This is a genomic window from Sinorhizobium fredii, from assembly GCF_002944405.1.
In the GTDB taxonomy this organism is placed as follows: Bacteria; Pseudomonadota; Alphaproteobacteria; order Rhizobiales; family Rhizobiaceae; genus Sinorhizobium; species Sinorhizobium fredii_C.
The window spans coordinates 830,645-842,942 of sequence record NZ_CP024307.1 but is presented as its reverse complement, the minus strand read 5'-3'; the positions used below and the strand labels follow the sequence as shown (position 1 = coordinate 842,942).

The following is a 12,298-nucleotide window of genomic DNA, read 5'->3' as shown; positions in this document are numbered from 1 at the left end:
GATACTCCACTCTCAATTCTCAAACGGCAGTTCCTGAACGGAGCCGCCACGCCTTAGATGAGCCAGCTTTCGGGATCGGTGATCGGCTCCTCGCGGGCGGCTTTCTGAAGCCCTATGACACAGCGCACGACGATCCAGACCGCCGTCGCGACGAAGCCGAGCACGCCGATGAGCAATACGGACAGAAGTGCCGAAACGACGGCGAACAGCAGGGCGATCCAGAAGGTGCGGATCGCCCAGATGTAGTGCGTTCTCGCCCAGTCTTCGGCCTTGTCCCGATTAAGGTAGGCGAGCACGATGCCGACGAGCGGAGTGATGCCGATGGCGAAGCCGACCAGATAAAGCAGGTAGATGATCTGGATGTTGACCTTGCCCGGCTCCAACCAGCGGTCGGTGTCGCGGGAAAGCGGCGTCTGCGGACCCGGATCACTCATCGAATTCTCCTCTCGCCTGCAGCGAATTGCAACAGCCCGCCTGCGATCAGGCGACAGCCGCCAGCCGTCCCGGATTGAAGATCCGCGCCGGATCGAACGATGCGCGCACGCGTTCTGCAAGTTGGGCCACCGCGGGAGCCTGCGGCTCGAAGGCGGGTATCCGGGCGCGAGCTTCGCCGTCGGCTCGGACGAGCGTCGCATGGCCCCCGCCTAGCGCGTGCACGTAGCGGCGCACGAGTTCGGCCTCGGCTTCCGCCTCCATGCGCAGCCAGACTAGGCCGCCCTGCCAATCGTAGAATGCATCGACGCCTGTTTGGAGACGCAGCGCGGCAACGAGCTGGTGCCCCGCCGATGGGGCGACCGAGACACGCCACAGCGGTCTGGCCGTGCCGCCGGCATAGGGCTTCACGTCGCGGATCTCTGCCCAAAGTGCCTTCGTCTGCCCGGCGTCCAGCTTCGAGGCCGAGCCGAAGCGCGACAGCGCCGCGACGAGCTTCTCGGCACGCATCTCCACAGACGCCGCCAGACCTTCGAGCCTTAGGACGGTAGCCGCTCCCTCCGGCAGTGCACCATCGATAAAGCGGCACCGCACGCTTTCGGGCAGATGCGCCGCGCCCGACACCTCCACCGGCTGTGCCATCGCCTCGGCCATGACGGCGGCTGCCTCCGCATCGTTGAGGCCCTGGACGACGACGGTTGCGGCCGCCGGCGGCACCGGCAGTACCTTGAAGGTGACCTCCGTCAGAATTCCAAGCGTTCCGTAGGAGCCCGCCATCAGCTTGACGAGATCGAGCCCGGTGACGTTCTTCATCACGCGGCCGCCGGCCTTGATTAGTTCGCCGCGGCCGTTGACGAAACGCACGCCCAGCAGGCTGTCGCGGGCAGCCCCGGCGACATAGCGGCGGGGACCGGAGACGTTGGCGGCGAAGGTGCCGCCGATCGTCGGCTCGCCCGTCGTTCCGAGAATGCCGCGATGGTCCATTGGTTCGAAAGACAGCATCTGGCCCTTGGCTGCGAGCGCCGCCTCCACTTCGGCAAGCGGCGTCCCGGCGAGCGCGCTCATGGTCATCTCCGCCGGATTGTAAGTGACGATACCGGAGAGACGCCGCGTCGAAAGCGTCCGGTCGGCACGGACAGGATTGCCGAGCCCGGATCGCGTGCCGCCGCCGACAATGGCAAGCGTGACGCGCTCGGCCGCTGCGGAGCGCACCACGGAGGCGATCCCCTCTTCGCTTGCCGGTTCGAAATGGACGATCATGCCTGAGGCCGTCCTTCGAGCGGAAATACCTTCGAGGGATTGAGGAGCCATTGCGGATCGAAGGCGGCGCGCACCGCCATCTGCTGATCGAGATCGGCCTTGTTGTACTGATGGAGCATCAGGTCGCGCTTTTCGATCCCCACCCCATGCTCGCCCGTCAGGCAGCCACCCGCGTCGACGCAGAGCTTCAGGATGTCGTTGCCGGCCGCCTCGGCGCGGGCCGCATCCGCCGGATCGTTGATGTTGTAGAGGATCAGCGGATGCATGTTGCCGTCGCCGGCATGGAAGACATTGGCGACACGCAGCCCGTAGCTGGCGACGATCTCGCCGGTCCTGCGCAACACATGCGACAGCTGGCTCAGCGGAACCGTGCCGTCCATACAGATATAGTCGGCGACCCGGCCGGTGGCACCGAAGGCGGATTTTCGGCCCTTCCAGATCAGCGCCGCCTCGAGCGCCGACTGCGATTCCTTGATCGTCACGACACCGTGACGCCGGGCGATCTCGATGATGCCCTGGAGCATCGCCTCCATCTCCGCCTCGGACCCCTCGACCTCGACGATCAGCAGCGCCTCGACGTCGAGCGGATAGCCGGCATGGGCGAAAGCCTCGCAGATCTCGATCGCCGGCTTGTCCATGAACTCGATCGCGACCGGAATGATACCCGACCCGATGATGTCGGCGACGCAGGAGCCGGCCGCCTCCGACGCGGAGAAGCCGAAGAGCACGGGCCGCGCACCCTCGGGCTTGGCGATCAACCGGACCGTCGCCTCGGTGACGATGCCGAGCTGGCCCTCGGAGCCGCAGACAAGGCCGAGCAGATCATAACCTGGCGCGTCGAGCGCCTTGCCGCCGAGGTCGATCACCGTGCCGTCGAAGAGCACCATCTTGACGCCGAGCAGGTTATTGGTGGTCACGCCATATTTCAGGCAATGGGCGCCGCCGGAATTCATGCCGATATTGCCGCCGATGGTGCAGGCGAGCTGCGAGCTCGGATCGGGCGCATAGAAGAAGCCGTCGGCACCCACCGCCTCGGAAATGTTGAGGTTGGTGACGCCCGCCTGCACCGTCGCCGTGCGGTTGAACAGGTCGACATCGAGAATGCGCGACATCTTCGACAGACCGACGACGATGGCGTCCTCCTGCGGGATGGCGCCGCCGGAAAGCGAGGTGCCGGCACCGCGCGGCACGACCGGAATGCCATAGCGGCTGCAATATTTGAGGACGGCGGCGACCTGCTCCGTCGTCTCCGGCAGGACGACGGCCAGCGGCAGGCGGCGATAGGCAAGAAACGCATCCGTCTCGAAGGGTTTCAGGCCACGCTCGTCGCTGATCAGGCAGCCGTCGGGCAACAGGTCGGCGAGGTCGGCGATGATCTCGCCGCGGCGATCGAGGACGGCCTGCCTGGGCTTCAGGAACCCGATCGTTTCCGGCATGAACTCCTCCAGCCAACGCGCAATAAAGTGGTAAATTTTCTTTACCACCAAAGTGGAGGCTGGGAAAGCACGGTCGCTTCTCGTCGCTCCCGTGTCCCAACCTCTTAGAATCGATCACGTTTGTGCTCTGAATCTTAGAGCATCTTGTCCAGTTTGTGAAAGCGGAATGCACTATGACCGGCATTTGGCAACTGCTAATCATCTTTTCGTTCTTGGAGAAAACGGCCGGAATTCATGACGAATCTTGGGGATCTCGAAGTCTTCGCGCGGGTGGTTTCAACCGGCAGCATGTCGGCGGCCGCCCGCGCGCTCGGCCTCTCCGCGGCGGTGATCTCCAAGCGCGTCAAGCGGCTCGAGGAGAGGCTCGGCACGCGCCTCTTGCAGCGCACGACGCGACAGGTCTCACTGACCGAAGCAGGACAGGGCTTCTATGACCGCGTCCTCGGTGTCCTCGCCGGGATCGAGGAGGCGGAAGCCTATGCTTCGGGGCGCTCGTCGCAGGCTCAGGGAACTTTGCGCATCACGGCGCCCACTTCGTTCGGACGCATGCATATCGCGCCGCACCTGACCGGGTTCATGAAGGACCATCCCGACCTCAAGCTCCATATCGTGCTCAGCGACGAGTTCAGCGACATCGTCGCCGACGGCTTCGACCTCGCCATCCGGATCGGTGAACTCACCGATTCGAGCCTCGTCGCCCGCAAGCTCGCACCGGTCCGGCGGCTGCTCTGCGCGGCCCCGGACTACATCGCTCGGCACGGCGCACCCAAGGAGATCGGCGATCTCGCCGAGCACATCTGCCTGCCGGCCCATAACAATGAGAGCTGGAAGCTGAAGGGCCCGGGCGGTTCCCTCGCCTACCGTCCGGAAGGGCCGCTTGTCACCAATTCGTCGGAGATCATCCGTGCCGCAGTGATCGCCGGAGCGGGGATTGCGCTCCGCTCCACCTGGGACGTCAGCGCGGAGTTGCGCGACGGGCGCTTGGTGCAGGTGCTGCCGGAATGGGAAGGGTCGCAAAGGCTGACGCTGTCGGCCGTCTATCCGAGCCGCCAGTTTCTGCCCGCCAAGGTTCGGCTCTTCGTCGACTTCCTCGCCGCCCTCTATGGCCCCGTTCCCTACTGGGAGCAGTAAATCCGACAGGGCGCCGTCACTTGTGCGCACTCTCCTCGTGATGGCGGCGGATCCGGCGGACGATCAACCAGACGCCGAGAACCGCGAAGGGCACCGCAAGGCCCGTCAGCACGCCCGGATCGACCGGGATCGCGTGGCTAACGGCCTTGGCGAGATAGCCGAACAGCCCGACGACGTAATAGGAGATCGCAGCGACGGAGAGGCCTTCGACGGTCTGCTGGAGGCGCAGCTGCAATTTCGCCCGCCGGTCCATCGAATTGAGCAGCGCGCTGTTCTGCCGTTCGAGTTCGACATCGATCCAGCTTCTGAGCAACGCCGTCGCACGGGCGAGCTTGCGCGACAGGTTCGCCTGACGCTCCTCGACCGACTGGCAGGTGCGCATCGCTGGCGCCAGCCGGCGCTCGAGGAAGGTGCCTATCGTCTCGTAGCCGGGCACCGGCATTTCGGAGAGCGTCCGGATGCGTTCCTGAACAATGCCGTAATAGGCGCGGCTCGCGCCAAAGCGATAGAGGCTGAGCGCTGCGCCGGCTTCGAGGTCGGCGGCAAGCCGGGTGATTTCCGCCAGCATTTCGTCCGCTTCCTCACGGACATTCTCCTTCATCCGTTGGGTGACGGCGGTCAGGCCATCCTCGGTCCGGCGGATTTCCGGCGACAGCGATTGCGCCAGCGGCAGCCCGAGCATGGCCAGCGTGCGGTAGGTCTCAATGTCGAGCAGGCGCTGGATGAGGGCCCCCGTGCCCGCCTCCGTCAAACCCCGGTCGAGGATGAGGATCTGGGTGAGCCCGTCGCCGTTCTGCCGGAAGTCGGTGAGCAGCACCGCCTGACCGTTCTTTGTCTCGCTGTAACAGAGGCTCGTCGGGTCGAAGGCCTGGATCGCCTCGCGGGCTTCCGGCGTATCCGGTCGGATCTCCAGCCGGATGCCGGAAATCAGCAGGCCCGGCGGAGAGAAGCCGTCGCCGAAAGGATGGATCGCCACCTCGCCGCCGAAGCGCTCCGGCGCCGGCGCGTCCCAGAAATAAGTCGAGAACTCGGTGTGGCGCTCCCAGCGCAATGTCCCCTGCCCCCAGGGCATGGCGTGGTGGTTTGCATCGCGGCCGGGCGGCGCGATGCCGCGAGAGCGCGACAGTTCCGAGAGCACGGCGTGATCGACGACGGAGCCGCCTTCGGTGATGAAGGCCAGCTGAAAGATGACGCGTGGCGTCGTCACCAACGCATAGGGTCGAGAATGAACTTCGCCGAGCACCTGGGCGCGCAAGGCCGCCGCTGGAAATCCAAAACTTGCCTTCGCCATGAAGCGCTTCATCCCCCTCACGCGTTCATCACCTTTTACTTATCAACCGGGGGAGCAAAAAGAACAGGACGCATTGACGCAGTTTGACTTTTATCAGCCGCGGCCGAGCGAGTTGACAATCGATTTGACCACTCGATGGGTCCTGCTAGATTGCCGCGCCAGGCGGGAGAGCATTCCGTCTCCGGGAGATTTGCGGTGACCGAAGACCAGAGCGAGCTCTATGCGCGTATCAGCCACAGCCGAACCGCGGACGAGGTCGTCCAGCAGATCGAGCTTCTGATCCTGGAAGGCGTGCTGCGCGACGGGGACCGGCTGCCGGGCGAGCGGGAGCTCGCAAAAAGGCTCGACGTGTCTCGGCCGATCCTGCGCGAGGCGCTCAAGGAGCTGGAAGGCCGCGGATTGCTCGAGAGCCGCCACGGAGGCGGAACCTTCGTCGCCGATGTCGTCGGCCAGATCTTCTCGAAACCGCTGATCGAGCTCATCGGCCGTCACCACAAGGCGACGCAGGATTACCTCGAATACCGGCGCGAGCTCGAGGGCCTGACGGCGGAACTCGCCGCGACGCGCGCCACGGATTTCGACCGGGACCTTCTCACCCGCATCATCGAGCGGATGCGCGCGGCGCATGCGAGCGGCAATTTCGACGACGAGCTCGAAGCCGATGTCGAGCTGCACAACGCCATCGGCGAAAGCGCCCACAACATCATCCTGCTACACACGCTGAGGGCCTGCTACCGGCTCCTGACCCAGGGCATCTTCTTCCATCGCAGCTCGGTCTTTAACGCACCGGGCGCGCGCGACCGGCTGCTTGCCCAGCACGAGGCGATCTATGCCGCCATCATGGCGCACGACCCCGAGGCGGCCAAGGTGGCCGCGCAAAGCCATATCGACTTCGTCGCCGCCGCCGCCCGCGATGCGGAGCGCAGCGGCGAGTGGGCCCGCATCGCGCGACTGCGCCTCAAGCAGCGCGACCGCGCCGGTTCCTAAAGGAAACGTCACTTGGCGGGTATTGCTTGTCGCCAGGTCCACGCCCCGAAGTTCTTGAACCGAGTTAATTGAATACGACCGTGAATGTCGCTTTCTGGCAGGCGATGCGCGCAATCATTATATGTATCCACGACGCTGCCCCGCTCACGGAACCGCAACGCTTCTTATCCGTTATTGATCGCTGACGTCATTTACACGCAATGCAGGGGCGCCATAATTTGAATGGTTATTTCAACCTGATTCGACAGGAGTATCGAGCCCCTTGAACCTCTTGCACCGGCTGGCATCTGATGTGCACTTGATGCTGCGCCGACCGGCGCGCATGCAATATGCCGCGCTGTGCTACCGCATTCGCAAGAAGACGAAGAGCCCGGAAATTCTCCTGCTCACCAGCCGCGACACGGGCCGTTGGGTCATTCCCAAGGGATGGCCGATGCAGGGAAAGTGGGCGCACGAAGTCGCTGAGCGCGAGGCCTATGAAGAGGCGGGCGTGAAGGGGAAGGTGCAGAAGGCCGCCATCGGCTCCTACGTCTATCAGAAACGCATGGACCACGGCCTGAAGATTCCCTGCAAGGTCCAGGTGCACGCCCTCGAAGTCGACAGTCTGTGCAAGAATTTTCCCGAGAAAGGCGAGCGGAAGCTCGAGTGGGTCGATTGTGAGGAGGCGGCCAGGCGCGTCGCCGAAGCCTCGCTGAAGGAACTCATCCTCGGCTTCGGCAAGCGCATGGCCGCCGCCCAGCCCCCGGAGCCCGCAGCACCCGAAGCCTAAAGCGCGTCGCCTTCAAAAGCATGCATGCGCCGCGCTCAGCCCGCTGATCTTGTGCGTGCCGTTATCCCAAAATCGCTGCACTCTTTTGGGCGACAGCCCAAAGCCGCTTGGTGCGCCCTAGCTTCGCCGCCCCTTTCAAACACCGCTTGAATATGCCGCCGCGCACCGCTACTGGCGAATGTGACAAGGGAGAAACATTTGTGGCCAAGCCGCGCCTGCACCTCGAGAAGCTGACGATCGATAAGGATCTCGACAAGGTCAGCCGTGCCGAGGAGGCATCGCAGCATGTGATGCGCAGGCTTGCCGCCCCCGGTCTCGGCCTGCTCTTCCTGATCCTCAGCATGGTATTCGCAGCCAGCTATTTCACCGGTGCGTCAGGGTTGGCCATCGTCGTGGCGGGGGCCGCGATCGCCGCCTACATGGCCATGAACATCGGCGCCAACGACGTCACCAACAATGTCGGAGCCGCGGTCGGCGCAAAGGCGATGACGATGGCGACGGCACTTGCCATCGCCGCCGTCTTCGAAATTGCCGGAGCCGTGATCGCCGGGCGGAAGGTGACGCTGACCATTGAAGCCGGGATCATCGACGGCGCCCGGCTGGTCAGCCTTGACGTGCTCGTCTGGGTGATGATGGCGGCGCTCTTGTCTTCGGCCGTCTGGATCAACATCGCCACCTATGCGCGCGCGCCGGTCTCGACCACCCACTCCATCGCCGGCGGCATCATCGGCGCGGGCCTCGCGGCGGAGGGCCTGGCGAGCGTCAAATGGTGGGCGATCGCCGGGATTACCGCAAGCTGGTCCATCTCCCCCCTGCTCGGCGGCGCCATCGCCGCCCTGTTCCTGGCGTTCCTCAAGGAATTCATCATCTACCGCGACGACAAGATCGGAGCGGCGCGGTACTGGATGCCGATCGTGCTCGGCGTCACGGCAGGCTCCTTCACCGCCTATGTGGCGGTGTTCGGGCTCGTCCATTTGCAGGTAATTTCTCTCTGGACCGGCCTCTTGATCGGCACACTCGCCGGCATTGCCTGCTACGGGCTCTGCAGGCCGTGGATCCATCGCCAGTCCGTGGGACTCGAGAACCGCAACCAATCGCTTCGCAAGCTGTTCCGCCTGCCGCTCGTTTTCTCCGCCGCGCTGCTCTCCTTCGCCCACGGCGCCAATGACGTGTCGAACGCCATCGGACCGCTGTCGGCGATCGTCTCGGCCGTCAACGGCACGATATCGGCCGCCCGGTCGGAGGCGCCCTTTTGGGTGCTGCTGATCGGCGCCTTCGGCATCGCTCTGGGCCTGCTGCTCTACGGCCCGATCCTGATCCGCGTCGTCGGCGAGGAAATCACCCGCCTCAATCCGATGCGCGCCTTCTGCGTGGCGCTGGCGACGGCGGTCACCGTCCTCCTGGCATCGGCGCTGGGTCTGCCGATCAGTTCCACGCACACGGCGGTCGGCGCCGTTTTCGGCGTCGGCTTCTTCCGCGAATGGTACATACGCCATTCGCAGCGCCGGTTGGAATATATCCGGCGGAGGACCGGCCAATCCGACTTCATGGGCGAGGCGATCGAAACGAATTTCGCCGAGGTGCGCCGCCGCCGGCTGGTGCGCCGTTCCTACTTCCTGACGATTGTGGCCGCCTGGGTAATCACCCTTCCGGCCTCGGCGCTCCTTTCGGCACTCGTCTACCGCCTCCTCGCCGGCCTGTTTTTGTAAGGGCAACAGAATGCGCGCCAATTTCCGCATGCAGCGACTGTTCGTCGAAAGCCCGCTCCACACGGGGGCCAGACACGAGGCCACGAAGGAGCAGTTCAACTATCTCGTCAACGTGCTGCGGTTCGGCGAGGGCTCGTCGGTCCTGGTGTTCAACGGACGGGACGGCGAATGGCGTGCGGAATTGTCCCTGCCGTCCCGCAAACACCTCGTTCTGACGGCAAGCGAGCAGACACGTCCGCAGCCTGCGCCCGCAGACCTCGTCTATCTGTTTGCGCCGCTCAAAGTGGGGCGGCTCGACTATCTGGTCCAGAAGGCCGTCGAGATGGGCGCCGGCGTGCTGCAGCCGGTGATGACCCAGCATGTGCAAGGCAAGCTCGGCAATCTCGACCGCCTGCGCGCCAATGTAATCGAAGCCGCGGAGCAATGCGGCGTTCTCGGCATTCCTTCGGTGGAGCCGCCGCGAAGGCTCGAAGAGCTTTTGGCGGACTGGCCGCGCGAGCGGCGCATCATCTTTTGCGACGAGGGCAATGAGAGCCAGAACCCGCTGCCGGTCCTCGATAAGATCAGCGAGCGCCGCCTCGCCCTGCTGATCGGTCCGGAAGGCGGCTTCTCGGAAGCCGAGCGGGTGCTGCTGCGCAGCCTCGACTACGTCACCGCCATCCCGCTTGGCCCGCGCATCCTGCGCGCCGATACGGCAGCCGTGGCCGCGCTTGCGATCATTCAGGCAACGCTCGGCGACTGGCGATGAAGCCCTCGATCGGCACCGGCACCGGCACGGAGTTTTTTTGACGGCATCTTGAAAGAAATTGACTTGCACCGCACTTGATTACGGTTCAAGCACCCTCCATCCAGTCCTGCTGCCGGCGGGATCCCGCACATACGAAGAAGACGAATATGGCCCGAGACACCACCGACCAGACGCCGGTCACCTCCGTCGCCGACCTGACCGCCTACCTCGCGTCCGGATCGAAGCCGAAGGAGAAGTTCCGGATCGGAACGGAGCACGAGAAATTCGCCTTCTTCAAGGCAGACAACAGCCCCGTGCCCTATTTCGGCGAGGCGAGCATCGAGGCGCTTCTGAAGGGCATGGCTCAAAGGAACGGCTGGGAGCCGATCCTCGACGAAGGCAACATCATCGGACTTGCCGACCACGGCGGCAACGGCGCAATCTCGCTGGAGCCGGGCGGCCAGTTCGAGCTTTCCGGTGCGCCGCTCGAGAACCTGCATCAGACCTGCAAGGAATCGAACCAGCACCTCGCCGTGCTTCGCGAAATCGCCGAACCGCTCGGCATCCGCTTCCTCGGCATCGGCGGCAGCCCGAAATGGACCTTCGAAGAGACGCCGCGAATGCCGAAATCGCGCTACGCGATCATGACGCGCTACATGCCGAAGGTCGGCACCAAGGGCCTCGACATGATGTACCGCACCTGCACGATCCAGGTGAATCTCGACTTCTCCTCCGAGGAGGACATGCGGCGCAAGATGCACGTATCGATGAAGCTGCAATCGCTCGCCACGGCGCTCTTTGCCAGCTCGCCTTTCACCGACGGCAAGCCGAACGGGCTGCTTTCGTGGCGCGGCGACATCTGGCGCGACACCGACAACCGGCGGGCCGGCCTGCTGCCATCCGCCTTCAAGGCGGACTTCGGCTTTGTCGATTACGTCGAATGGGCGCTCGACGTGCCGATGTATTTCGTCGTGCGCGACGGCCATTATCATGACTGTACGCATGTCACCTTCCGCCAGTTCATGAACGGGGCGCTGAAGGATGAGATCGCCGAGTGGCAGCCGAACATGGGCGACTGGACCAACCATCTTTCGACCCTTTTCCCCGACGTCCGGCTGAAGCGATTCCTCGAGATGCGCGGCGCCGACGGCGGACCTTGGCGACGGATTTGCGCGCTCCCCGCCTTCTGGGTCGGCCTGCTCTATGACGACCAGGCATTGGCGGACGCCGAGGCACTTACGAGCGACTGGACTTACGACGAGGTTCAGGCGCTGAGGGATGCGGTTCCCGCCGAGGGGCTGGCCGCGAGGTTCAGAACGGCGTCGCTCTTCGACATCGCCCGCGAGGTGCTGACGATTTCGCGCGCGGGGCTGAAGCGGCGCAACCGTCTGAACGGCGACGGCATCGACGAGAGCCATTTCCTGGAGCCGCTCGACGAGGTCCTGGCGAAGAAGGCGACGCTCGCCGAGGACCTGCTGGCCCTCTATAACGGCCGCTGGAACCGTTCCGTGGATCCCGTCTTCACGGAATACCAGTACTGAGGGGCGAAGCGCGTCCTCGTCCCTAGACAAAAAGCGGTTTCCAGACCCTGGATTCCCGTTATAGTGCAATGACATGCGTCGCTCGCCCGGGAAGGAACCGCCATGGCACCGCTTTTTGACATGTTCGCACAGGCGCAGAACGGCCAGGCGATCGAGCTGATGGCGAAGCAGTTTGGTCTGGCCCAGGAGCAGATGACCAAGGCGACGGCGGCACTGTTGCCGGCCTTCTCCACGGGCTTCAAGCGCAACACCGCCAATCCCTATGATTTCGGAGCGCTGCTGACGGCCCTTTCGACCGGCAATTATGTCAAGTATTTCGAGGACATGCGGCAGGCCTTCACGCCGGAAGGAGTGGCGGCCGGCAACGACATCCTCGGCCAGCTGTTCGGCTCGAAGGAGATGTCGAGGGCGATCGCCGCTCAGGCGGCGCAAATCACCGGCATCGGCCAGGAAGTCTACAAGCAGATGCTGCCGGTGATGGCGAGCACACTGATGGGCGGCCTTTTCAAGGAGACCACCAGCCAGGTGAACGAAGCGCTCGCCAACAATCCGATGATGACGCTGATGCGGCAATGGATGGAGGCGACCGGCCTCGCCAGGAAGCCCGAGCCTCAGCCAAACCCGTTCGACAATCCCTTCACTCAGGCGATGCAAGGTTTCTTTGGCGTCGGCAAGACGCAAGAGAAGCCAAAAACACCCGATTTTTTCGCCGACAATCCCTTCTTCAAGGCCTATCAGGACATGTTGCGCGGCAGCAGCGCGGCGGCCGAAAAGCCACCCCAGGAAAACCCTGCTTTTGCTCAGTTCTCGCAGATGATGAACAGCATGTTCGACAGCGGACTCGAGATGCAGAAGGAATATCAAAAGAATATCGACGCGCTGTTCGAGAGCTATCAGAAGCGCTCAGGCGGCGAGGCATGATTTTGCCCCTCACCCTCCCCCCGTTCTGACGGGGAGAGGGGACTCTGGCGTCGCCACGAGGCTCCTTCGCCCCGCTCGCGGGGAGAAGGTGGCC

General features: G+C 64.1%; 11 protein-coding genes. 7 read left to right on the top strand and 4 right to left on the bottom strand.

The window, feature by feature from the left end; all coding sequences use genetic code 11:
- Window positions 1–53 precede the first annotated feature (53 nt).
- The 3 genes from NXT3_RS04010 to NXT3_RS04000 are packed head-to-tail and all read right to left on the bottom strand — an operon-like array spanning window position 54 to window position 3,128.
- The gene (locus NXT3_RS04010) at window positions 54–434 is read right to left on the bottom strand and encodes a DUF4870 family protein (RefSeq protein ID WP_037413239.1); all 381 of its coding nucleotides are present in this window, start codon (window positions 432–434) and stop codon (window positions 54–56) included.
- Between the two features lie 46 nt (window positions 435–480).
- Window positions 481–1,692, bottom strand: coding sequence for a glycolate oxidase subunit GlcE (gene glcE / locus NXT3_RS04005; protein WP_104838820.1), 1,212 nt, complete (start codon window positions 1,690–1,692; stop codon window positions 481–483).
- A complete protein-coding gene (locus tag NXT3_RS04000) occupies window positions 1,689–3,128 on the bottom strand; it encodes an FAD-linked oxidase C-terminal domain-containing protein (RefSeq protein ID WP_104838819.1) in 1,440 nt (479 codons plus the stop codon). Before NXT3_RS04000 ends, glcE begins: the two co-directional genes overlap by 4 nt.
- A 234-nt stretch (window positions 3,129–3,362) precedes the next feature.
- On the opposite strand from NXT3_RS04000, the gene NXT3_RS03995 reads away from it, so the two are divergent.
- Window positions 3,363–4,259: a LysR family transcriptional regulator gene (locus NXT3_RS03995; RefSeq protein WP_104838818.1), complete on the top strand. Its 897-nt coding sequence runs from the start codon at window positions 3,363–3,365 to the stop codon at window positions 4,257–4,259.
- A gap of 16 nt (window positions 4,260–4,275) precedes the next feature.
- Here the strand turns inward: NXT3_RS03995 and NXT3_RS03990 are convergent, their stop codons facing one another.
- A complete protein-coding gene (locus tag NXT3_RS03990) occupies window positions 4,276–5,550 on the bottom strand; it encodes a DUF3422 family protein (protein WP_037413235.1) in 1,275 nt (424 codons plus the stop codon).
- Between the two features lie 195 nt (window positions 5,551–5,745).
- Here NXT3_RS03990 and NXT3_RS03985 point away from each other — a divergent pair, with 195 nt between their 5' ends.
- The 6 genes from NXT3_RS03985 to NXT3_RS03960 all read left to right on the top strand — a co-directional run bounded on the left by NXT3_RS03985 (window position 5,746) and on the right by NXT3_RS03960 (window position 12,204).
- Window positions 5,746–6,537: a FadR/GntR family transcriptional regulator gene (locus NXT3_RS03985; protein ID WP_104838817.1), complete on the top strand. Its 792-nt coding sequence runs from the start codon at window positions 5,746–5,748 to the stop codon at window positions 6,535–6,537.
- A 262-nt stretch (window positions 6,538–6,799) separates the two neighbouring features.
- Window positions 6,800–7,306 carry an NUDIX hydrolase gene (locus NXT3_RS03980; RefSeq protein WP_104838816.1) on the top strand — a complete coding sequence of 169 codons (507 nt, stop codon included), beginning with the start codon at window positions 6,800–6,802 and terminating at the stop codon, window positions 7,304–7,306.
- 200 nt (window positions 7,307–7,506) lie between these two features.
- On the top strand, window positions 7,507–9,015 hold the full coding sequence (locus NXT3_RS03975) for an inorganic phosphate transporter (RefSeq protein ID WP_104838815.1): 1,509 nt from the start codon (window positions 7,507–7,509) through the stop codon (window positions 9,013–9,015).
- Window positions 9,016–9,025: 10 nt separating this feature from the next.
- Entirely contained in the window at window positions 9,026–9,763 is a 738-nt protein-coding gene (locus tag NXT3_RS03970; RefSeq protein WP_037413228.1) for a 16S rRNA (uracil(1498)-N(3))-methyltransferase, read from the top strand.
- 146 nt (window positions 9,764–9,909) lie between these two features.
- The gene (locus tag NXT3_RS03965) at window positions 9,910–11,283 is read left to right on the top strand and encodes a glutamate--cysteine ligase (RefSeq protein WP_037413227.1); all 1,374 of its coding nucleotides are present in this window, start codon (window positions 9,910–9,912) and stop codon (window positions 11,281–11,283) included.
- 102 nt (window positions 11,284–11,385) lie between these two features.
- Window positions 11,386–12,204 (top strand): DUF937 domain-containing protein, encoded by an 819-nt coding sequence (locus NXT3_RS03960; protein ID WP_037413225.1) that lies wholly within the window; start codon window positions 11,386–11,388, stop codon window positions 12,202–12,204.
- The last annotated feature ends 94 nt before the right edge of the window (window positions 12,205–12,298 follow it).